General features: G+C 41.4%; 17 protein-coding genes. 15 read left to right on the forward strand and 2 right to left on the reverse strand.

Annotated features, from left to right (window positions below; translation table 11 throughout):
• Positions 1–41: 41 nt before the first annotated feature.
• Positions 42–5495: an S-layer homology domain-containing protein gene (locus A8709_RS02215; RefSeq protein WP_065850569.1), complete on the forward strand. Its 5454-nt coding sequence runs from the start codon at positions 42–44 to the stop codon at positions 5493–5495.
• Between the two features lie 51 nt (positions 5496–5546).
• On the opposite strand, the gene A8709_RS02220 is transcribed toward A8709_RS02215, so the two are convergent.
• On the reverse strand, positions 5547–6224 hold the full coding sequence (locus A8709_RS02220) for a class I SAM-dependent methyltransferase (protein ID WP_084224606.1): 678 nt from the start codon (positions 6222–6224) through the stop codon (positions 5547–5549).
• 83 nt (positions 6225–6307) lie between these two features.
• On the reverse strand, positions 6308–6937 hold the full coding sequence (locus A8709_RS34370; RefSeq protein ID WP_167356975.1) for an aminotransferase: 630 nt from the start codon (positions 6935–6937) through the stop codon (positions 6308–6310).
• 249 nt (positions 6938–7186) lie between these two features.
• Here A8709_RS34370 and A8709_RS02230 point away from each other — a divergent pair, with 249 nt between their 5' ends.
• The 14 genes from A8709_RS02230 (at position 7187) to A8709_RS02300 (ending at position 23208) form a co-directional block, all read left to right on the forward strand.
• On the forward strand, positions 7187–7477 hold the full coding sequence (locus A8709_RS02230) for a YerC/YecD family TrpR-related protein (RefSeq protein ID WP_029198698.1): 291 nt from the start codon (positions 7187–7189) through the stop codon (positions 7475–7477).
• 141 nt (positions 7478–7618) lie between these two features.
• Complete coding sequence (locus A8709_RS02235; protein ID WP_065850570.1) at positions 7619–8380, forward strand: sirohydrochlorin chelatase; 762 nt, start codon at positions 7619–7621, stop codon at positions 8378–8380.
• Between the two features lie 23 nt (positions 8381–8403).
• Complete coding sequence (locus A8709_RS02240; RefSeq protein WP_084224607.1) at positions 8404–9378, forward strand: diacylglycerol kinase; 975 nt, start codon at positions 8404–8406, stop codon at positions 9376–9378.
• A gap of 62 nt (positions 9379–9440) precedes the next feature.
• A complete protein-coding gene (rlmD, locus tag A8709_RS02245; protein WP_084224608.1) occupies positions 9441–11000 on the forward strand; it encodes a 23S rRNA (uracil(1939)-C(5))-methyltransferase RlmD in 1560 nt (519 codons plus the stop codon).
• A gap of 610 nt (positions 11001–11610) precedes the next feature.
• Positions 11611–12729, forward strand: coding sequence for a hypothetical protein (locus A8709_RS02250; RefSeq protein ID WP_065850571.1), 1119 nt, complete (start codon positions 11611–11613; stop codon positions 12727–12729).
• 970 nt (positions 12730–13699) lie between these two features.
• The gene (locus A8709_RS02260; protein WP_065850573.1) at positions 13700–15205 is read left to right on the forward strand and encodes a DUF3800 domain-containing protein; all 1506 of its coding nucleotides are present in this window, start codon (positions 13700–13702) and stop codon (positions 15203–15205) included.
• Positions 15206–15587: 382 nt separating this feature from the next.
• Complete coding sequence (locus tag A8709_RS02265; RefSeq protein ID WP_065850574.1) at positions 15588–16130, forward strand: hypothetical protein; 543 nt, start codon at positions 15588–15590, stop codon at positions 16128–16130.
• 42 nt (positions 16131–16172) lie between these two features.
• On the forward strand, positions 16173–17231 hold the full coding sequence (locus A8709_RS02270; RefSeq protein WP_141692394.1) for a hypothetical protein: 1059 nt from the start codon (positions 16173–16175) through the stop codon (positions 17229–17231).
• A gap of 81 nt (positions 17232–17312) precedes the next feature.
• A complete protein-coding gene (locus A8709_RS02275) occupies positions 17313–18062 on the forward strand; it encodes a hypothetical protein (RefSeq protein ID WP_065850576.1) in 750 nt (249 codons plus the stop codon).
• Between the two features lie 101 nt (positions 18063–18163).
• Positions 18164–18370 carry a DUF6602 domain-containing protein gene (locus tag A8709_RS35625; protein WP_065850577.1) on the forward strand — a complete coding sequence of 69 codons (207 nt, stop codon included), beginning with the start codon at positions 18164–18166 and terminating at the stop codon, positions 18368–18370.
• 37 nt (positions 18371–18407) lie between these two features.
• Positions 18408–18794 carry a hypothetical protein gene (locus tag A8709_RS02285; protein ID WP_065850578.1) on the forward strand — a complete coding sequence of 129 codons (387 nt, stop codon included), beginning with the start codon at positions 18408–18410 and terminating at the stop codon, positions 18792–18794.
• A 349-nt stretch (positions 18795–19143) separates the two neighbouring features.
• Positions 19144–19695: a hypothetical protein gene (locus tag A8709_RS02290; RefSeq protein ID WP_065850579.1), complete on the forward strand. Its 552-nt coding sequence runs from the start codon at positions 19144–19146 to the stop codon at positions 19693–19695.
• 395 nt (positions 19696–20090) lie between these two features.
• On the forward strand, positions 20091–20921 hold the full coding sequence (locus A8709_RS02295; RefSeq protein ID WP_065850580.1) for a DNA adenine methylase: 831 nt from the start codon (positions 20091–20093) through the stop codon (positions 20919–20921).
• Positions 20914–23208 carry a DGQHR domain-containing protein gene (locus A8709_RS02300; protein WP_065850581.1) on the forward strand — a complete coding sequence of 765 codons (2295 nt, stop codon included), beginning with the start codon at positions 20914–20916 and terminating at the stop codon, positions 23206–23208. Before A8709_RS02295 ends, A8709_RS02300 begins: the two co-directional genes overlap by 8 nt.
• The last annotated feature ends 41 nt before the right edge of the window (positions 23209–23249 follow it).

Below are 23249 nucleotides of genomic sequence, written 5' to 3' on the forward strand. Positions count from 1 at the left end.
TTTAGATAGATGGCACCATTTTATACAGAGAGGGCGTTACCATGTTGGTTAAAAAGAGTTTAAAACGATTGATTTCAGGGGTCACCGTAGCTGGAATGATGTTCAGCATGCTGGCACCTATGGCGAATGCTGTTGGTAATGACTTACAAGTTAGCGCTGTAGACTATTCGAAGGTACCGAAGTTGTTGATTACGGAACTTGTACCGGATACCGCGAATATAGCTGGTTCGGATGCTTATGAGTTCATAGAAGTGTATAACAATACGAATAAGGCGATTGAATTTAACGACTATAATTTGGTTTATCGTGCTTCGGGCGCGGATACCGTATGGCCGGCAATTCATAATAAAATTCCCTATGCCACGATGAAAATCCCCGCGCAATCCGCCATCACCTTATGGGTAACGAATAAGGAAAATGGAAGCTTGACGGAGACTGATTTCAATACGAATTTCCATACGAATCTGCAGGAATATTTGAATCTTTTCCGTGTGGATGGCGGTGGGGGCATGCACAATAGCGCTCCGAGAGATCTTGTCATTCAAGAGAAGTCCGGCAGTGATATCTCTATTGCAAGCTACCAGAACGATGATCAAACGAAGCCGGACAAGGGTATTTTCTACCGCTATCCGTCAGACGGTTCGAAGAATATGGTCATGTACGCTTCAGGGGCGGATCCAGTGCCAGCAGCAGCAACACCAGGCACCATCGATCCGACACAGGTTCCACCTGTACCGCTGAACTTTTCGGAGCCTCCGGTGATCAACCATACGCCAGTGACGGAGGCCGTTTACAATAGCGATCTTACACTGAAAGCGCAAATTTCGAATATAGAGCAAGACGAAACAGTATCCGCAGCGGTGTACTATCAAATGGGGGCAGAGACCACCTACAATTCGGTCCCTATGACTGTGACAGGCAGTAACCAGTATCAAGCTACGATTTCGAAAGACATCATGTCCCAGAGCCAGTTGAATTACTATGTTCAGGCAGATGATGGCTATAATACCGTGAGATCTAACGTGTACCATGTTGATATTAAACGTGTTGATATTGACTATACGAAGGTGCCGTCTCTTCTAGTAACGGAAGTCGTGCCAGACTCTACGAATGTGGGAACGGCAGATGGTTATGAGTTTATTGAGGTGTACAACAATTCGGATCAGCCTGTTAATTTCAAAGACTACCAACTGATCTATCGCTATACGGACACTGGACCTGACGCGGATGTCATTTGGCCGGCTGATAAAGAAGACATGGTCATCCCCTCCAAGGGTTCACTTGTTTTCTGGGTCATTAACGCTCAGAACGCGAGTTCAACTGTGGCCGACTTCAATGCCAACTACAATGTTAATCTAGTGGAAGGCACGAATTTGGTGCGCATTCACAATGATGGCATGGCCAATAACGCCAACAGGGGCATTCTAGTCGCTACAAACACAGGCGTCGAAGTATCGTCGGCCTATTACATCGCTGGAGACGCGAAGGCGAATAAGGGAATCTTATATAAGTACCCGCAAGACGGCAGCACAACCATGATGAAATACAGCGCGGGGCTAACAGCGGCAACGCCGGGAACCGTGGATGCGGTTCAAGTCCCTACGAAGACGATCGTCGTGAAACCAGATACGATCAAGCCTGTTATGACGGATTTGACCAAAGAAACGGTCATGGATCAATCGAAGGATCTCGAAATGATCGGCGATGCCGAGGATGAAACAGCTGTCAAAACAGTGGCTCTCTACTATAAAACAGAAAAACAGTCGACGTTTAACCGAAAGTATTTGAAAGAGAGCTTCGCAGATACGTTGTATCATTACACCGTTTTCTCACCAGAACTCATCGGTAATGCTTACCTTGATTACTATTTTGTTGCTTCAGATGGTCAAAATGAAACCACAACCGCAACCAAGCGGATTGCGATAAATGGAGGCTCCGATCATTCGCCGCTTCGTCTGAATTTCAAGGACGGTGACATCATTGCCGGAACCAAAGTGATTAAAGGAACAGGCGAGGGACTTAGCGCGGATGACCAGAAGCTCGCGATCGATGGAAACGAGTTAACAGCTTCTACGTTCCATGCGGTTGAGCATGATGCTTACTTCGCTTTTGAAGTCACAGGCGTGAATTACTATTTCAAAAATGCCGTCACCCAAGGACAAGATATTCTCTATACGTTCCAAGATACGGTTAATAGCTACACAACGTTATCGACTTCGATTCAAGCGGACCGTTTGAAAGAAGGAAGCAATGTGTTCTCGATCCGAGCAGGATCGAAGGCATCACCTTTCGATGATCGACCGGCGGAGAATAAAGATGATTTCGAAGTGAAAAACATCCGCCTTGTGTTTGATGATGGCACGGTTATTTATGATCCCAAATATAACGATCCGGCCAAAGTCATTAAAATGGGGGATTCTACAGGGAAATTCCCGGTTGTGGACTTCAATTTCACCATTCCAGCAGGACTGTTGGCTTCCAAGGCTTATCTTTGGAACACGCCAACGATGGCGGATGGACACCATCAGATCGCTGTGAGCAATACGACTGCTGGTACAGTAACTGCGGATGTCATCGTGGACAACACGGCGCCAACTATTCAACCTACAATTGAAGATGGCCAAATGTATCGTGGTCCTTTCACGCTGGACGCAGTCGTAGCGGATGCGCTGGCTGGTGTGGAGAAGGTAGAAGCGACACTCGACGAGCAAGCGATCACGTTACCACTCGCAACTTCATCTGCGCTGCTTCAAGGTGGTAAGCATGTATTCAACCTGAAAGCGACGGATAAAGTCGGAAACGTATCAACGATGGCGATTAACTTCGAAGTACCGAATGAAATCCCGAATACGCCTGAGCAAGTGTCACCTGGGCAAGGGGCTGCTGACGTAGATCGCAATGCTCCTTTAACTGTTAAAGTCTCCGATCCGATGAATGACGATATGAATGTATCCTTCTACGGCGGATTCAAATACGACGCGGGAACTCAAGGACAATTTACCGGTTACCTTAACGCATCGGATACGGAGCCTCCTGAGCAGGAGAAGCCTGCTGGAGAGACTGCTTTTTCCAAAGAAGATTATGCAAAAATCAGTGCGTTAGATGGCAATTACCTAGTGAATGATTCAGATGAGCAATTCCCTTACCAACGTTTTGAGGTTTCATTAGATCCTTCTATTAAAAGTACGGATAAAGTGGAAATTAACTGGAAGGGTAAATCGTTGGAAGGCCGTAAAGTGAGCTTGTACGCTTGGAGTCCTAGCGGGTTGAAATGGAATCAACTGAAGACGGTTATAGCCGGAACAGAAGATTTCGAATTGAACGCGACTGTAGCAGCTGGCGATTATGCGAATAAAGGCAAGATTCAGGTGATGGTGCAGGATCAAATTGCTGTCGTCCAAAATAATCAGCCGCAAGAGTCAGCAGACTATGATTTCTCATTCGTATGGATGTCGGATACGCAGTATTATTCCAAAACGTATCCTTACATCTACCAAGGAATCGTCAAGTGGATCGCGGATCACAAAGAAGATAACAAAATTAAATATGTTATCCACACCGGTGATATCGTAGATATCGCGGATCAAGAGTATCAGTGGGTTGAAGCGGATAAAGATATGAAGGTTTTGGAAGACGCTAAGATACCGTATGGGGTATTGGCAGGTAACCATGACGTCGGTCATCAGAACAACGATTATAGTTACTATGACAAGTGGTTTGGGGAAGATCGTTTCAAAGATCAACCTACGTACGGCGAGTCCTACGATAACAATCGCGGGCATTACGATCTCATTTCCTCCAATGGTAACGATTTTATCGTCGTTTACATGGGCTGGGGTTATGGTGACAAGGAAATTGAGTGGATTAACGAGGTTTTGAAAAAGTATCCGAACCGGAAGGCAATCCTGAACTTCCACGAATTCATGCTCGTTTCCAATAACCGCGCGCCGATGGCGGAGAAAGTGTTCGAACGTGTTATTAAACCGAATAAGAATGTCATTGCCGCTCTTTCTGGCCATTATCACGATGCCGAATTGAAAGTTGACGCGATTGATGATAACAATGACGGCGTAGCAGATCGTAACGTGTATCAAATGCTAGCGGATTACCAAGGGGCACCTGAAGGTGGACTAGGTTATATTAGACTGATGCAGTTCGATATGGCACATGGCAAAATCAATATGAAAACTTATTCACCGTATCTAGATGATTACAATTACTATGATCCGGCTGAGTATCCTGGTAAAGATGAGTTCTCTATTGACTTAAATCTACAACCTGTAACGAAACGTGTAGCTACCGACTATATCGGGGTGAACGTATATACAGATAATAAGATCGGAAGCGTAGAGCAAGTGAAGAGCGGGGAACAAGCATCCGTTATCTGGCACGGTCTTGCTCCGAAGACGGAATATCAATGGTATGCCGTTTCCGAAGATAAGTTTGGTGGCAGAAAGCAGTCCGATATTTGGAAATTCACAACCGTTGGTGAGGGAAGCTCTGGTGGCAGTGGAGGTGGAAATGGAAGTGTTCCACCGAGTAATACAGGAACCACTATTCCAGCTAACGGAGGAACCGCGACGACTGCAGATGGTGTGCAAATTGTTATTCCAGGCGGTGCCGTGACTAGCGATATCAAAGTAACGGTGAATAAACTGCCAGACGGAGCATCACTCCCGATCGAAGCAGCATCCAAGTTAGTCAGTGACGTGTTTGAGATCCAAAAAGATAAAGAAGGTATGTTTAACAAAGCGATTCAAATCACCTTACCTTTTGTGAAAAGCAATGTAGACTTTAATCAATCCGATGTTGCTGTCTATTGGTTTAATGAAACAACCCGCACCTGGGTAAAGCTGGACAACATTGTCGTCGATAAGGAAAAAGGGACAGTGACCGGATCGGTTACTCACTTCACCAAATTCGCCGTCATTGCGACTCCGAAAGATGAAGTAAAACCTGAACCTCCAGTATCTGATGCGGATTTGACGGATATTAAGGGGCATTGGGCGGAGAGCAGCATTCGTGAGTTGATCCATTTAGGATCAATCAACGGCTATCCAGATGGCACCTTTAAACCGGAAGGTCACATTACGAGAGCGGAATTCGTTTCTATCGTTGTGAAATTCTTAAAGCTTAGTGATCAGAGTGGCAAAGTATTCACCGATACAACGAACCATTGGGCAAAAGACACCATCGCGGCAGCGGCAGCACAGGGAATCATCACAGGGTACACGGACACGACATTCGGTCCTGACGACACCATTACCCGTGAGCAGATGGCTGTGATCATTGCACGCGCTGCACATCTGAATCAAGGAACAGAAGCAACGCGATTCGCAGATAACGCGGCTATTTCGGAGTGGGCACAGGCGGCAGTAGCTGCCCTGACTTCGAAAAGGTTATTGAATGGTTACCAAGACGGCACCTTGAAGCCGCAAGGGCTAACAACACGTGCAGAAGCAGCAGCAATCATTTTGAGAGCATTGAAGAAATAGTGGTATGCGAAAGGGACTCCTCCGTCTGTGAAGACGGGAGAGTCCCTTATTTCATTTAGGAGCTTGTGACTTTTTCTTCAAAATGGCGCGGAAGCAATACAGTCCTCCCCATTGATCGGTATGAAGCGCATCCGCGGGCCGTGTATAATTGACACTTCCACAGAATTCGAACCCTGTATCATGGACGAGTTTATCAAAAAACGCCAAGTCAACGGTAGGGTAGTCAAGTGTCAGGATAAGAACACCATCATCCCTCAAGGTGCGGTTGAATTCCAAGAGCGACTGTATCGCATCCGTAGGATGGAGATGCTCCAGCACAGAAATGCAAAATATTTTATCAAACATGTTCTCCTCGTAAGGAAGCGCAGTAATACTAGCTTGGAGAAAAGCATGATTCGATGAGAATTCAGAGGCAATTTGCTGGGCAGCTTCTTCGCTTATATCAGATTGAATATCCTGAATTATCGCTTCGAAAGAGGAGACGGAAGGATCCCAATCACATGCGTATGCGCGCTTGCTATGCCGTATCAAATGAAATTTGAACGGGTGTGATATCCCGCAAGCAGCGTCTAGGACGGTATCTGTGGGCTCGACAAAAGAGGCACACCACGCATACTCATAGGGGCGGCTCCACCAGGTGTCTGGTAGACGATAAATGAAATGGCGAGCAAGAGGATCGGAAATTAAGAAAAAACGAGACTCCAACAGCTCTTGAGATCGATTGGTCATTATACAGCTCCTATTGTTCTAGATTGGGATGGAACAAAATCAAAAGATAGCGGAAGGTTTCCCGCTATCTTCTTGTAGGGGCACTACCTGCGTTTGCGCCTAGCCGTCCCGGACTTCGAACCGCCTTTGCGTCTCTTGCCTGTGCCGGATTTCCTCCGGCGTTTACGCTTCGGACGGAAGACCTCCTCGATGTCTTCGGAGGACTTCACTTTACCTTTGCCGACAGAGCCAAGGAGTGTTTTCACCATCGGTGCCATTTGCTGAAATGTCGACATGAACTTCTGAACCTTGCCCATCGTGCCGATGATGCCGTCGATGCCACCCATCCGCTCCACGAAGCCGGAGATTTGCTTGATATTTAAGCCGCTCAGCGGGTTCGAAGAACCGCCAGCAGCACCACCACCGCCGCCGCCAAGGAGGTTGCTCAGGAAGTTGCCGCCGCCACTACCGCCACCGGCATTACCACCGCCGCCGCCGCCGAAGAAACCACCACCACCGCCGGTGTTACCGCCAGCGCCGCCGCCAAAAAATCCCCCACCGGCATTACCGCCGGCAGGAGGTCCGCCGAAGAAACCGCCGCCTGCGCCGCCTTCAAAGCCACCGCCTAAGCCTGGATATTGACCGAAGCCTTCACCGGGCAGTGTTAAGCTCCTTGTTTGTACTTCAGGACGATTTCCGCCATTACCGATAAATTCTTGTCTTGGGTTGGTCACTAGGATTCACGATCCTTTTTATCAGATTTGTCTCCTACAGGATATGTCACTTGCCTACCTTTGGTATGGACGAATGTCACGGGTCTTGGGGATTTATCATGGATTTGTCATTGTTTAGCCCATTAACGCATAGAAATTTTAACGTTCTGCAATCCTAAAGGAAGGAATTGCCCAGGACGTGTCGAATGATACACAGGAGCTTAGAGAACCAATGAGCCAACATGCTTTTTGACCGGGAGTTGACAGCAGATGCAATTAAAAAAATTAAATGATAAAGCCATAGACCAGCTTTTTGAAGCTGTACTAACCTTGAAGGATATTGAAGAGTGTTACGTCTTTTTTGATGACTTGTGTACCGTGAACGAGATTCAGTCGCTTTCGCAACGCCTTGAAGTAGCTCGGATGCTGCGCAAGGGATGTACGTATAATCAGATCGAAGCGGAAACAGGGGCTTCTACAGCAACCATTTCGCGAGTCAAAAGGTGCCTGAATTACGGGAACGATGGTTATGTACTGACACTGGATCGTTTAGGTCGTTAAATAATTGCCTTGTGATAAATCCTGTATTACCTCGTGTAATACGGGGTTTTTTCCTGTTCAAGCAGGGTTCAATTGACATGGGAGAACACATTCGGTAGCATAGGAAGATAGGCTTAGTTCGTACGGGTGGGGGAAGTTGAATTGAGGAAGTATGGTGTGCTTGTTATTAGCCACGGATCCCGTGATGAAGGCTGGGTGGAGCTGGTCGAAAATGCTGTGAAAGCCGTAAGCATGCCAGAAGCCATACCCATTTATGCGTCATATCTGGAGCTCGTCGAGGGTAGATTGATCCAAGATGGTATTTATAGCTTAGAGACGCAAGGCGTGACAGACATTATCGTCGTTCCCCTGTTCGTGTCCTCTGGGAGTACACATATCGATGAAATCAGCTACGCGTTGGGGGTTATTCCTGAGCCGCAGCTCGAAACTGACATGGAGCTTATGAACATTCACGCGCGAATTCACTTCACGTCGCCGATTGATGATCACCCCGATATTGCTGCTATACTTTATGGCAAAATCAAAGACCTTTCCGAGTCCCCTGGTGAGGAGATTCTCCTTTTGGTAGGACACGGGAGTAAAGAAGAAGGCTTCCACCAAAAGTGGCGCCAAGGATTAGAGCAGCTCGCTGCGCGATTGCAAAAGCTAGGCGGCTTCGCCGAAGCCGATGTGGCTATGCTGTTGCCGGATCAACTGGCAGAGCGAGTGGCCTGGTGGGCCCGCGAAAAGCCATCGTATCGAGTGATTGTTGCACCGCTTTTTCTAAGTGAGGGGTATTTTACAAGTAAAGTGATTCCTTCTAGATTGGAAGGGTTCACTTATCAATATAATGGACAGGCATTATTGCCTAGTCCGCTAATTTCCAAATGGATTGAGGGGCAGATTGCCTCCGTATTCCCATAAGGTGAACAGGGGATGAACACACAGTGGTCAAACGAGCACGATTGATCTATAATCCGACTTCAGGCCGGGAAGAAATGAAAAAGAGATTGCCTGAGATCCTCCAGCGCTTGGAGCGCGGCGGGTTCGAAACCTCCACTCACGCGACCATCGGTGAAGGAGATGCCACACTGGCAGCGGCCGAAGCCGTACGGCGTGGGTTCGATCTTATCATCGCCGCAGGCGGTGATGGCACCATATGCGAAGTCGTCAACGGCATGGCCGAAAAAGAAGGCAGACCGCCGCTGGGCATCTTGCCCCTCGGGACGACCAATGATTTTGCGCGTGCGCTCGGTATCCCTAAGAATTTGGAATATGCTTGCGACCTCATCATCCAGCAGTACTCAACCGCTATTGATGTAGGCAAAATTAACAACCGCTACTTCATCAACATCGCTGGGGGCGGATCGATGACCGAGCTGACGTATGAAGTCCCGAGCAAGCTCAAAACCATGATTGGCCAGTTGGCCTATTATATGAAGGGACTCGAGAAGCTGCCTAGGCTGAAGCCGATCGAGCTCTATATCAAAGCCGGCGATCGAGAGATGCATGAAGAAGTCATGCTCTTCCTCGTGGGCAACACCAACTCCGTTGGCGGCTTCGAGAAGCTAGCTCCGGAAGCCAGTATGAATGATGGTATGTTCGATGTGATTATTTTGAAAAAATGCAACCTCGCCGAGTTTATCCGTATCGTATCACTGGCGCTGCGCGGCGAGCATTTGAGTGATCCGAATCTGATTTATTTTCAGACGAATCATATCGAAATTAACTCTCCAGACTACGTGCAACTGAACCTTGACGGTGAGTTTGGCGGGACACTGCCTTGTGTGATGACGAATTTGCAGGGACATTTGCGAGTCATTGTGGATGAGTCGGGGCAGTCGATTTATAAGAAGAAGTTTTTTGAGGCATTGACCACGCCGTTCAAAGGGCATGGACATGGGCATGATGATCATGAGTAGGTAGGTCATCGACCGAAACCATCCTGACTACTTGGCAGGTTAACAGATGAAGTGAGGTAAATATGAAAGCAAAAGGTACATCTGGTTTTGCGCCAGGTAAACATAGAGGTAGTGGCAAGTCAGGATCCGCTGGTAGAACGGGGAGTTCGGCAGCGGGTAGTAATAGAGGGAATAGGAATAGCATAGGGAAGAAAGAAGTGCCAGCTTGGATGGCGAGCTTGCCTGTGCAAATCGGGCAGCAATACGAGGCTGAGATCTTCGGGATCAGCCATGATGGCGAAGGGGTGGGCCGTGTGAACGGCTTTACCCTTTTTGTCGCGGGGGCGCTGCCGGGTGAGCGTGCATTGGTTAAGGTTGGGCATCTGAAAAAGCAGTACGGGTATGCTTCTTTGGTGGAACTGATTGAAAAGAGTGCGGATCGCATTGCTCCCGACTGTGCGATTTATGACGAGTGCGGTGGCTGTCAGCTGCAGCATTTGAGCTATGAGGCGCAGCTGGGCGTGAAGCGGCAACAGGTTGTTGATAATTTGCAGCGGATTGGGAAGTTGCAGGTGGCGGGGGAGCCGGGGCAAGACCAAGATCAAGGTCAAGGAATTGTTGTTCATCCCACGCTCGGGATGACCGATCCGTGGAGATATCGGAATAAGGCTCAGGTTCCTTTCGGGGAAGAGCGGGGCGGCCTCATTGGCGGATTCTATGCGCAGGGCAGCCATCGCATCATTGATATGGAGGCTTGTCTCATCCAGCACGAGGCGAACGATGAAGTCGTTGCACGCGTGAAAGAGATTGGCTCGCGGTTAGGCATCCGAGCGTATAGTGAAGAGACAGGGACTGGGCTGCTGCGCCATGTCGTTGTTAAAGTCGGCTTCCGCACGGGCGAGGTTATGGTCGTTCTTGTTACTAATGGTGCCCAGATTCCTCGTGTCGAGGAATGGGTGGCTGGCATTCGCGAGGCTCTGCCTGCGGTGAAGAGCATTTGTCATAACATTAATGTGAGACAGACCAATGTTATTTTTGGGGATGAGACGCACGTCCTGTGGGGCAGCGAGGTCATCTATGACTATATCGGCGAAGTGAAATTTGCAATTTCCGCACGATCCTTCTTTCAAGTGAACCCCGTCCAGACGGAAGTCTTGTACGGGAAGGCTTTGGAGTACGCCGCGCTGACCGGCGATGAAGTTGTCGTCGATGCCTATTGCGGCATCGGCACGATCTCCCTGTTCCTGGCGCAGCGCGCGGGACAGGTGTACGGCGTCGAGATCGTCGAAGAGGCGATCTCGGATGCACGCAAGAATGCCGAGTTAAACGGCATGACGAACGTGCACTTCGAGGCAGGACCGGCCGAGGTCGTCCTGCCGGAGTGGACACGTCAGGGCGTTCGGCCCGACGTGATCGTTGTGGACCCGCCGCGCAAGGGCTGCGACCCTGCGCTGCTGGCGACGATTCTCGAGCTGCGGCCGCGGCGCGTGGTGTACGTGTCGTGCTCCGCATCGACACTCGCGCGCGATCTGCGCGTACTGGTCGATGGTGGGTACGGCGTCGCGGAGGTGACGCCGGTAGATATGTTCCCGTGGACGACACATGTGGAGTGCTGTTCACTGTTAGTAAGGCAAGACTTGTGAACATCTCAAAGCCTAAAAAGTCATCTTAGAGCCTAAATAGTCGTGTCACGAGCCGAGCGAAACTCAGGTATCCACTCCTGTTTTCCTCGGCTTTTTTCTTTTAGAGCAGGGGAGAGGTTTAGGGAGAAGGGAAGCTCTTGAACTAACCAAATCCATTGATAATCAGGTTATCTCTCGTTTTTCTTTCCGATTTTGAATCTGATTGCTTTTTCCTCCGATTTACCCCTGCATTTAAGTCAACTTTATTTGCTCGTTATATTCCGATTTTCTCCGATTTTCTCCGATTTACCCCCGATTTTACTCCAATTTGTAGGACGACTTTATTTGCTCAGGTTGAAACAGGAAAGTGAGGGCGAGAGGCGTTAAAGCCAAGTGGCGCAAGGCTTTTGTGAAACGGTGCATGTGGGAGGAGGCGTAAGACGACTATTTAGGAAAAGCACAAGGCTAATATTCGAGATGTATTGTCGTGTAATGAAGTGGGCTCCTGCTCGCTTCTTTTTTGTTTAAAGTGGATTATTGATAAGTAGGATTTTAATGGAAAATGTCGAATTATGAAAAAACAAAATTAATTTTAGAAGAAGACAATTAATTAAAAGGGGACTTAGATATAATGCCGATAAGGTTAAGTTTAAAAAATGTACCAGTTCACTTTCATCCTAGTACAGATACAACACTTTTTAAGAAAAGTGCGTTTAATGAAATAAAGAATAGAGGGTTATTCCTTACAGATTTGAATTTAATTCATTGTGCTATGATTCATTTTCAATCTAGATTTAAAAGAAGCCTATCAAAAAGATTCCAATATACTTACTTAACAATAGAACCCACTTTACTAGAAGACAATACACATTTTTATTTTGATGATGGAGAAAAATCTGAGTTGCAAACTCAATCCTCTGAGGTTATTGGCGTTGGATTTGCCATTGCTCTATTCCAGAGATTGTTTAATGTGAACTTTAATTGTATAAATGAAATAACCACCACAGGTAAACGGTGTGATTTTGAAATTAATTTTCTAGGTAGGAGAATCCTTGCTGAATCAAAAGGTAGAAAGAGTGGATTAACACAGGCTATTAATGAAATAATTGAACAAAAAGCTGCATATCCTGCTACAACATCTAAGTATGGGGCTATTAGTATAATAAAGAGGGATGTTAATCCTGTTGAAATAACAGTAGTTGATCCTCCCAGCGAAATATATGATATAAGTAGAAACGAAAGAATACTCTCTTTGTTAATTCATTATACTAAGGTTGCCCAGCTTTCAGGATATAGTAAACTAGCAAGTTTATTAAACGAAAGAATAGATGAAATAATAAAAGATAGCTCGAAAATCGAATATTATGAAGGTAAAAAAGTTGACTACGATAATAATGTAATAAAGTTTGGTTTTGAGGTTTTTTCAAGTGTTGGAGAGTATAACTTTTGTACATTTTATCACGGCGATGAAAGAATTGATGGTTTTAAATTCAATGTTAATAATCATTTACAATTATTCTTTGGATTAGATAACCGTATAAAAGAATATCTTGAGGAACAGAATTTTGAAGCACTACTTCATTTTAATGGTGATTACAATGTTAATACAGAGATGACTTACGTATCGGTACATAATGATGGGACTTGTGTAATTCTTATAGAGAAAGAAAAATTAGAAGAATCTAAGAAAAATAATAAGCTGACAAGCTTTGTAGATAAGTATAAATTAAATATAAACTTTAATGGATAAGAATGCTGAACGGGTAGCGCCGTTCCACTTTATGGAGCGTACAAGCATTCGTGAAAATCTCAATGATATTTAAAAAAAACAATATATGGTAGTGAATTTCCATTTTTAAATTGATCTCCCATGTGATTGAGAATTCTTAGTAAAGGAGTTATGTAACTATGAGATGTGTAATTTTATATATGGGTTTCGACACTGTGGGTGACACTTAAGTCACGTAGAGTCAGTGGTATTAGTAGTAACTGTTAATATAGATGATCTTACATTTGCTGAATCCCTCGCACTAAAAACAAATCATAAATGAGGTAAGTAAAATGGAGTTAAAGTTAAAATAACAAATTGGTTTACTCAGCACCTGGCTGCTAGAATCGGGTGTTTTTTTATTGGAAATATTAGATCAAATTAGTATTATTTTTTGTTTGACTATCCGTGTTGGAGAATTGCGGAGTATGTAGGGCATCTTTTATGACAGAAAATAATTCTGAAACAATAATTGCTTGCGAAGATGAATGGATATCACATTTTTCGAGGTCAATTTTAATGATGCTGAGTTTATGAAAATAATTATCTCGGCAATTTCCGATGCTGAGTTTTCACTAGAGCGTCGAAAAAAGCACATTTTGCACTTTATTAAGTTAAATACGAATCCGCTATTATTTGATGAAATTCATTTAGAGCCAAGAGGTTAAGGCGAAGTAGGGAGCATGATTCCGTATATGGAAGCAAGAATATCATTCTTGGAATCGCTGCTTCCAGCTTTAAATGGATTGACTTATTTAAATCACAAACAGAGAATTGAACGATCAATTGAAGCATGGAGACGAAGTATTGAACGAGAACAGACTGATGAAGTTTTAAGTAATTTTATGTTTTATAAAGTGAGTTGTGAATCATAGTAGTTCTTGTGATTAAGTTACTACTGCATGGTGTAAATGAAATAATACTTCGTATACTACAAGGGGGTATAGTGTTTATGGAAAACAACGTTAATTTTTATTATGATGAATCTGAGCATAGTAGAAAAATTAATCATTCTACAGTTGTTTCTGATAATTACTACGATAATTTTGTTACAACAATTGTTGGATGGCGTACTGAAGAAGAAAATTCTATATTTCAACGATATCTTGAGTTTGAAGAGAAGTATTCAGACCGCAAATCAAATGGAGAGTTAAAAAGTTCGACATTGAAGACAAAACAATTAAAAAATGGATTGGCTTCATTAAGTTCCGACAATGTAGCATTTATCCATGACTTTTTAGATGTGTTTGACAATCGCATCTTTTTGTATTTTTCTGTAACAAGCAAAATAGAATTTATTGTAAACCAAATTTTCCTGAATTATAAGAATAGTGTATTTGTAAATGCGGATGCCTTGAAGTATTCAATCGTTAAGACAATAGTGATGTACAGACCACAGGAAATTATTGGTGGAATGTATGAAAACACAGGCGAATTGGTTCAGTTATTAAAAGCATTTTTCCTTAAACGAATCGCTGAGAATCGAGCAAACCCAAAATTGAAGCGGCGTGAAACATCAGCTTTTTCGCAAATAGTGATGATACTTGAAGATATTAATGAGCACAGGGATATTAATTGGAACTATCAAATTGCTTTTGTTGGTTTTAAAAAATATTTGCTAGAGAAAAATATTTCTAAATATGCGCTGTTTATCGATAAAGAAGGTGATGACAGCAATACGTTGAAAGCGGCAAAACAATTAGGACTCTCCCCAGTTACAGAGGTTAATTCAAAAGAACATGTAGGGATTAGGATGGCGGATATGCTTGCAGGTATAATCTCTAAACTTCTTAAATCTTTACATACTGAATTGCAATACGATTCCTTTGAAGATGGGATTAATAAAAAAATACTAGGTGAGAAGTGGTTTGAATTAAATAATCGTCAACTCTATTTATATAAACGATTGTTACATATTATTTGCCGCTTAAATAATGGGTGGTATAAGGTTTTTTCAGGAAATTACTCAGATGACTTGATTGCTATTATTTCTTTGCTCGATTATATGAGTAGCTACAGGACAATTGATGAAGTTAGAGCAATTGATAAAAAAATGCATGGTGAATACTTTAATGCACTGGCATGTGAACGCTTAGCAAAACATTATGATGATATGAGATCAAAATTGCAGGTTGATCCGATAGCAGAGACTGACAAGGATTATGATCTTAACCAAAGAGGAGGAAAAGTCTTCTTTGATTCGAGTAAGCAACCGTCATTAAGAATAAATGAAGGTTCTAACACATTGGATGTTTTATCAGTTGGTTTTATGAAGGATGGGACTCCAATGATTACAGTTAGTGAAAGTGAGGTTCCTGTTTGCTATAAGCTGCCCCAAGAATTATATGCGTGGGCAATGGATTGTGTAGCTCTAGCAAACATGGGGATTAATCATTTTCCCTCAAAAGTAGAGATTACAAAATATAATGACAGTTTTTATGCAGATTTTATAGTCTAATAGGTCGAAGGAAGTATTTATTGATAAGATTGAGATAAACATCTTCCACCAATGGTATACTAGCTTTTTAGAGCATCATTATTATCTACTCAAGGCATGTGAGTCGGTCATATTGAGGGTTCGAAAATGAGATGTGGCAGGTTCGCATAAAATAAAGACATTTGAAATGCTGGCGAGGAAATAATCTTGATCACATTTACATAAAGTAAAGAACTCAAGTTGATCGTTTGATGATCATTACTTGAGTTCTTTTCTGTTGTAGGTTTTTGGCGGAAGTCGTTATGGAACTGAAGCAATTATATGGTGAATGTTGTAAAATGGATATACAATGCACTTGTTTTTGTAATCCACGCTTGTCTGTGAGACTGGAGGAACTATGACAATGTTTCTTGATAAAAAACTACTTATTGAAAAAGAAGAAGGATGGATACTTCCTGCCGAACTACACTCTTGTTGGAATGTAAGGGGATTGTACAGCCCAACTCAATTTGTGTTGAGGCTTCGACCAGATATTCATCTTGAACTTCAGTCAATAGAACCAGGGATTAGATCCAATAGCGAGTTAAGCTTTCAACAAATTCAAGCATTTTCCACATATTTTCATGAAACTATACATTGGTGGCAGCATATAGGTTCGACGCTAGGTTTAATGTTAAGCCTTATATATCCGGCCCAAGCTCATATCAACAACAGGGATCTTAAGCATTTAATTGAGGATATCGGGCCTGTAAAATCAATTTTGAAATATGATGCCGTGCATAAGGGTTCTTTGAAAAATGAGACAGGTAGTAGAATAAATCGTGTGTTATACAACTGGCATGATATTGAATTTTTTATGCGGCTTGCAATTGATCCTAAAAAAGCCTCACATATAATTAACTCACCATACTTTGAGAGTGTTGGACATTCATATAATATGGCTTGAGGTTCTGTACTCTGGCTGCTTTCATCCACATTCGATAGTAATTTGGTATTTTTACCGGATGCAAGGAAATGGGAGAGGGAGTTTGAGCAACTTAATAAAAATAAAGTGTTTGGTTACTATCACGGTTCTGATATTCGACTATCACCAATAGGCGCAAGAGAGATATTTGAAGGGCAAGCTCGTTTTTCGCAATTACAGTATTTGTATCTCTCATCAGGCAGGAAGATGAGTTGGGATGACTTTGAGCACGCAGGAATGCTCAGTCAACTATATAGAGAGGCGTTCGATATTTTCCTCAAAATTCTTGATACACCTTGGCCTGGTACACCAGAAGATTCGGTAGTGGGGTTGTTTTTGTTAGTATGTGATCTTGCTATTAACCCAACTGATGGTTTTCCTTTTGATCTATATCACTTTCCATCATTTGTTTTTTCAGTAGATCCAGGGATAAGATTTTTAATGTTATGCGAGTCAATAAAGAACAAGAATCCAAATTTAGTGAATTCGATTCATGGCTACACAAAGGAAGAGTATTTAGAAGTTTCCGAAATCCTTTGTGGCTATATTAGTTGTAAAACGCCCTATTCTGCTTCTGAAAAATTAAGTGATTGGGCCAGTACTAACTGTAAGGAATTAATGGAAGAAGATAATTCTTTTGAGTTTGGTTCTGAAAACCTACCAGTTCGATTGCTTTTCGCTAGATTTTTAAGATTTCAGCAGGATAAATTTATTACACCTGAGTTTTTTTGCTGGCCGGGGATCTGGTCTGTTGGTGAAAGAAAAGCAGGTATTTCGTTAGAGAATGCTCGAGAGTTGTTTGAAGCACATAAAGCCCTTTTTTGTGATGGTTTAGATGGAGATATTTACCCGAGTACTTTTCCAGATAAAGATGAGAAATCTGTTCAAAACACCTTTAATTCGTTTTATTTTTGGAATATGACATATGATATGACGAGGCAATGGATCATCCAAGATGGAGAATTTGAGTATAATTTTTCTTGGTTAACATCCAAATTCCCAAAATCAGAGGTTACTACTAGTGTTCGTAATCAATTTAGAGATGTATATGGTGTTGATCCAAGTGCATTTCAAATTGTGTAACAGTGGCCTGGGTCTAGGAAAGTTTAATTCATAACTGAATGAGTTTTTGAAATGTAGTCAATTGGGGGAGGAGGATTAGCTATGGCAATGTATGTCTATAAGGATGCTGCTAGAACAGAGAAACTATTAGCAAAAAATGCTCAGAAACAAGACAAGGGTAACCGCTACTATTGTCCAAACTATAGTTGTGATGCTCATATGCATATATGCAATATTGAAGGAGTTTCCGCATCATACTTTAGTGCAAGCCGTTTTTATGGGCATATTGAAAAATGTCCATATGAGGCTTCAAATGGATTTAATCCAAATAAATATAATGAAGGGAACTTCGAATTTGACAATGCATTATTGGCTTTAACGATGCCAAGTAATCCACAGACTAAAAAGGAAATACCTGCAGAACATGGTAGTGGTACAGCAACACCAAAACCGCCACGTACAATACGTCAGATATATGCAATGTGTAAGGCATACGACTATTCTGATACTTACAACGGTGTTACAATTGGTAAAATGCTTCTAGATAATAGAAGCGTACATATGTATCCTAAAGGTGTATTCGATTGGAGAATCATTGAAGGCAAATGCAAAAGTGGACGCTTTTACGACGCCTCTAAATTGGAAATCTCTCTTACTTCTTCTACTGATGGAAAGGAATACACTTTCATTTTAAGGTTTGACAGTGAAGAGTTGTTTAAAGAAATAAAGAACGATATTTTTTCGAACAGAGAGTACCTAGTGGTTGTAGCTGGACAATGGAGAGCTGCGGGAAGCTTTAACGCATTTTGTACTACATTTTCGAGTAAAAAGCAGTTAGCAATCATAAAGTAGATTATTTTATAAGTGCAGGTGAAAGACTTGAAAGAACTTAAAACATTCTTACTACTGCAATATATCATCAACTTGATAAAATAATTGCTGAGTTCAAACTGATGAAATATTTGTCCCACAACGGGGAAAAAGGGCGAGAAACCGAAGGTATACTAACAAATTTTCTAAAGACATTAGTTCCAAATAAGTTCGATTTAGGAACTGGCTTTGTAGTTAACGACAATTCAATAAGTAGCCAAGTTGATATTATTGTTTATGATAAATATAATGTTCTGCCTATTTATAGCGGTTTTGAGCTAATCATTTAGCCAGTACACTCTGTAGCAATGGCAATAGAATCAAAAAATGTCATTAAACTCAAGTCAAATAGGGAAATGTCAGACAGATGCGCAATTAGTAAAATCATTATTTAAATCGAACTTTGATTATATATATTTACAAGACCAAGTAAATGAATATAGTGGCCCACTCACTGTATTATTTGCTTTCGAATCCGCTACATCAATACAAACAATTGCAGATAAACTAAATGAATCCAAAGATAAGGGGCTAGATATTGTATGTATATTAAATCAAGGAATATGCATCTATAATCCAAAACATGATAAGTACTCTATAATAGACGCTTCTTCGCATAAATTTTATGGAATTACTCCAGAAGAGTATAGTATCACCCTGCATCATAAATTTTTTGCGCAATTTATTAGCTTCATATTAGACAGACTAAACTAATTTAAATCTATAAAGCCAAATTATACATTATGGTACATGAACTCTTCGATTTTCACAGATTTCATCTCTAATTGAACGCCAATTGCTAGATCTGTTAAAAATGACAAGGGCTTCACATAACACCATATTCACGCATTGGGCATACGTCCCCGGTTCGGCAGGGGTTAGAGATGAACTCGGAGAAGCAGCTCAATGGCGTAAAGTTGATTTAAGCCGGACACATCCGCACCGACTAACCACTTCGCGGCCGGCTGCTGGCGCAGCCTAAGTCGGTGGGACGTCGTGAATACAATAACGATAACTAAAATTACTGAAACAGCATTAAAAATCTAAACGTTCTGGAGGAAAAATGAAAGAAAGATTGATAGAAATATTCGAGAAGGCAAATAATAATTTCATTCAAAGTGATCTTGAATTATTAAATTCTAAAGTATCTGAGCGTACACTTTGTGGAGCGCTTATGATTCACTTATATGGAGTAGTTAAGATATCTGAGTTTTCAGAGTACAAAGTTGATGTAGAGTACAACCGTAATAAAAACGGGAAAGTTAAAACCCATGTTAAAACTATAAATGGACCTGATGATATCATTGTAAAGATTAACTGTGATCTAATTGTTCATAGTCGAGGCAACATTATAGATCAGGATAATCTCATAGCACTTGAGATGAAAAAATCAAATAGGAAAAAACAAGAAAAAGATGATGATAGATCGCGATTAGTAGCTCTGACGAAAGATAGTTATGATGATATTTGGTCTTTTGATGGTAAGACTCTACCAGAACATGTTTGTAGATATGGATTAGGAGTCTATTATGAAGTCAATTACCCAAAGAGAGTAATTTTAATAGAATATTATAAAACCGGTTACAAGTTTAAAGAATACGAAATTAAGTTTTAACTACAAATAATAAAATATTAGCAACCTTACAAGCTTCTATTGAAACCATCAATTCTTAATAATACAAATAAAAAAGACGGGGCTCCGTCTTTTTTTATTTGTATTATTCTTTACCGTTGTCTTTTTCAACCTGTAGGTTGGAATGCTCTCATCTTATACCGTTGAGTTATAAAGATTAATGATTGAATGAAGCATATGAGGAAATTAAAAATTAAGTTTTCTTGTAAATTAGGTTGTTTAAAACAACCGTGACTAAGGTCTCATTTGTTTTTTTATTTCAACAAATAATGTAAAAAAAGCAGGACTTTTGTCGGATTACATTGAATTAAATATATATGTGGAAGATATTAGGATTTTAGTCAGCAAGAAAAATAGCACCTGTGAGGAAAGATGATATGGCTATAATTGAACCATTTATTCGATGGGCTGGTGGGAAAACCTGGTTAGTAAAGTCATTGGACCAGATAATTGGAAACTTGCAATATCGAAGATATTATGAACCTTTTATTGGTGGGGGAGCAATTTTTTTTGCAATGGACCATCGGCATAACTGTTATTTATCAGACCTTAATAAGGAGTTAATAGATACATATATAGCAGTAAGAGACATGCCGGAAGCGGTAATATCTCGTTTTATAGGGTATAACAATACGTCAGATGATTACTACAGAATACGTTCTCTGAATCCTGATGATCAAGTGGAGAAAGCCGCGAGATTTATTTACTTAAATCAAACCTCGTATAACGGTCTTTATCGTGTTAATAGACAGGGACAATACAATGTTCCTTATGGACGTCGAGAAAAATGGACTTATGATATTAACAAAATTATTACTGCAAGCCAAAAGCTTCAAAAAGTGAAATTACAATGTTTTGATTTTGAAGGTTACAAATATCGAATAAAAGAAAATGACTTGGTTTTTTTAGATCCACCTTATACCGTCTCTCACAATAATAATGGATTTATTAAATATAACCAGAATTTATTTTCTATTAATGATCAGTACCGTCTAAGTAGATACATTGACTTTATTAAGCGAAAAGGTGCGTACTACATTCTAACAAATGCTGCCCATCCTGTTATTAGAGAGATTTTTCAAAGAGATGGAGATCGGATTTTAGAGCTAGATAGGCAAAGCTTAATTGGTGGGAAGGAAGCAGCGAGAACCAAAGTTTCAGAATATGTGTTCACAAATATTCCGGAAGAGGTGAGTAAGGATGAGTAAGACAAAATGGGTTAAAATCGTATCTGGAAAAGAGCTTGCAATAGCAAAGACAGCAAGGAGCAAGACATTTATTTCATCGAAGGAGAGGTCACTTGCTCTTCCGGACTTAATTGAGGAAGGTTGGACGAGATATAAAGAGTACAAAAACCCAAAATTTATTGGTGTAAAGAAAGACAAGCCATTTGATGAACAATTCGAAGACAAAGTATGGCTACTGTTAGCCAACATGGGATTCACGGAGATGAACTCTGATCGGAATTTTGAAATGTCATATGACTATCAAAACCCGGCTTTCACTCAACAGATTGATGTTTTTGCTGCTGATGACGAAACCATACTTATTGTCGAGTGTAAATCTGCAGAGGACATTAAGGATGGTGCCTTTAAAAAGCCAATAGAGGCATTATATGGGCAGATGGAGGGATTACGAAAAGAGGCTTTGAAGAAATATCCAGGTCGTAAAGTCAAATTTATCTGGGCGACCCATAATTTCATAATGAGTAAGACGGATTTGGCAAAGCTTAACGAATGGGGCATCATACATTTTAGTAATGCTGTTATCGATTATTACGTAGAATTGGTTAAACATCTTGGTTCTAGTTCTAGGTATCAATTATTGGGGAATCTGTTTGCTAATACTGAAATTCGAAATATGGAGGAAAAGATACCTGCCATCCAAGGAAAAATGGGAGGTAATACATATTACTCTTTTTCAATTGAGCCAGAACGCTTATTGAAAATCGGATATGTTTTGCATCGCACTGAAGCGAATAAGAATATGATGCCTACTTATCAGCGACTCATAAAGAAAAAACGTATGCAAGAAGTTCATACATTTATCAACAGAGGAGGTTATTTTCCCAATTCACTGATAGTTAGCATTGATACTAATGGAAAAGGTCTACAATTTGATCAAACTGGAACAAAAATTGAAGGCTCAATCTCCAAACTAGGTGTTTTACATTTACCTAAGAAGTATAGGTCTGCATACATTATTGATGGCCAACATCGTCTCTATGGATATTCTGATTCTCAGTATGCATCTACTAATACTATACCAGTGGTAGCTTTTGTGGATTTAGATCGTTATGAGCAGGTAAAGCTTTTCATGGACATCAATGAAAACCAGAAAGCAGTACCGAAAACATTGAGGGTAACACTAAATGCTGATATGCTGTGGGATTCTGAAAACTATAATGAAAGAAGGCAGGCACTTCGATCGAAAATTTCGCAGATGTTGGGTGAAGAAGAGACATCTCCATTGCTAGCTAGAATTGTTGATGGAGAAAATGAGACCTCTCCAACAAAGTGCATAACAGTAGAAGCGCTTCAATCAGCATTGAAGAAATGTCATTTTTTCACTATTTTCGGAAAAAAGAATGTGATTGCAAAAGACGGAACTTTTGACCTTGGTACAAATCAGGAAACCTGTGATTTGTTTTACCCTTTTATTGAAGATTGTCTCATATACATTAAGAAGTATACTGAAGAAGAATGGCTAAAAGGTGACTTGGATTACGGGATTCTAACAATAAATCGCGGAATCCAAGCTATAATTCGTGTTATTAATGATGTAGTTAATATGTTAGTAGCTAGTGGCGAGATAACACCAAAAACGAAAAAGACAGAAGTTGTCTTTGAAAAAGTACGCTATTATCTTGATCCTCTAATAGACTATATTAACAATATTACACAAGAGCATCGAAAAGATCTTCGTAATTATTTAGGTGGCGGAGCTGATGCACATTTCTGGAGAGCATTCCAGAAGGCAATAGCGGATATTAGAACCGATTTTAAACCAGATGGACTTGAGAAATACTGGCAGGATGAAGCGAAAACGTTTAATGATGAATCGCTGAAATATCTGCGCGAAATAGAAGTTAGTGTTAAGAATGTAATAGCCCGAAAGCTCACAGAAAAATGTGGAGCTAATTGGCTGATAATAGGGCTGCCGAAACCGGTTTATACAAGAGCGAAAAAGGACTCTGACTCTCAAAATTATGATTTGATTGCGAAGGGGGGGATAGGAGAACCAGTATCGATTTGGGATTGTGTCAGGTTATCAGAATGCAAAGATGTAATTCTTAACGGTAAGAATTGGTCAGAAGTATTCGAAGGTATTATGGTTCGTCCAGAAGATATGAAGATCCCAGGTGGACGTGAAGCAAAGACAGAATGGCTTGTAAGGTTAAATACTATATCCAACAAGCTTCAAAAAGCTGCTTATAGTGTATCTACTGAGGAATACAATTTGATAAATTCAATTTATAGATGGATTTGCAATTAGTCGTACTTCTACGGATGCAGTTTTTTATGATTTAAGTCGAT

The sequence above is a fragment of the Paenibacillus pectinilyticus genome (genome assembly GCF_001700435.1).
Classification (GTDB): domain Bacteria; phylum Bacillota; class Bacilli; order Paenibacillales; family NBRC-103111; genus Paenibacillus_E; species Paenibacillus_E pectinilyticus.

Bases quoted from the DNA above. Each gene is read 5' to 3' on its own strand.
- A8709_RS02285 (WP_065850578.1), top strand. From the start codon at position 18,408: ATGTCATTAAACTCAAGTCAAATAGGGAAATGTCAGACAGATGCGCAA.
- A8709_RS02230 (WP_029198698.1), top strand. From the start codon at position 7,187: ATGCAATTAAAAAAATTAAATGATAAAGCCATAGACCAGCTTTTTGAA.
- A8709_RS02215 (WP_065850569.1), top strand. From the start codon at position 42: ATGTTGGTTAAAAAGAGTTTAAAACGATTGATTTCAGGGGTCACCGTA.
- A8709_RS02250 (WP_065850571.1), top strand. From the start codon at position 11,611: ATGCCGATAAGGTTAAGTTTAAAAAATGTACCAGTTCACTTTCATCCT.
- A8709_RS02300 (WP_065850581.1), top strand. From the start codon at position 20,914: ATGAGTAAGACAAAATGGGTTAAAATCGTATCTGGAAAAGAGCTTGCA.
- A8709_RS02275 (WP_065850576.1), top strand. From the start codon at position 17,313: ATGGCAATGTATGTCTATAAGGATGCTGCTAGAACAGAGAAACTATTA.
- A8709_RS02290 (WP_065850579.1), top strand. From the start codon at position 19,144: ATGAAAGAAAGATTGATAGAAATATTCGAGAAGGCAAATAATAATTTC.
- A8709_RS35625 (WP_065850577.1), top strand. From the start codon at position 18,164: ATGAAATATTTGTCCCACAACGGGGAAAAAGGGCGAGAAACCGAAGGT.
- rlmD (WP_084224608.1), top strand. From the start codon at position 9,441: ATGAAAGCAAAAGGTACATCTGGTTTTGCGCCAGGTAAACATAGAGGT.
- A8709_RS02220 (WP_084224606.1), bottom strand. From the start codon at position 6,224: ATGACCAATCGATCTCAAGAGCTGTTGGAGTCTCGTTTTTTCTTAATT.
- A8709_RS02260 (WP_065850573.1), top strand. From the start codon at position 13,700: ATGGAAAACAACGTTAATTTTTATTATGATGAATCTGAGCATAGTAGA.
- A8709_RS02265 (WP_065850574.1), top strand. From the start codon at position 15,588: ATGTTTCTTGATAAAAAACTACTTATTGAAAAAGAAGAAGGATGGATA.
- A8709_RS02295 (WP_065850580.1), top strand. From the start codon at position 20,091: ATGGCTATAATTGAACCATTTATTCGATGGGCTGGTGGGAAAACCTGG.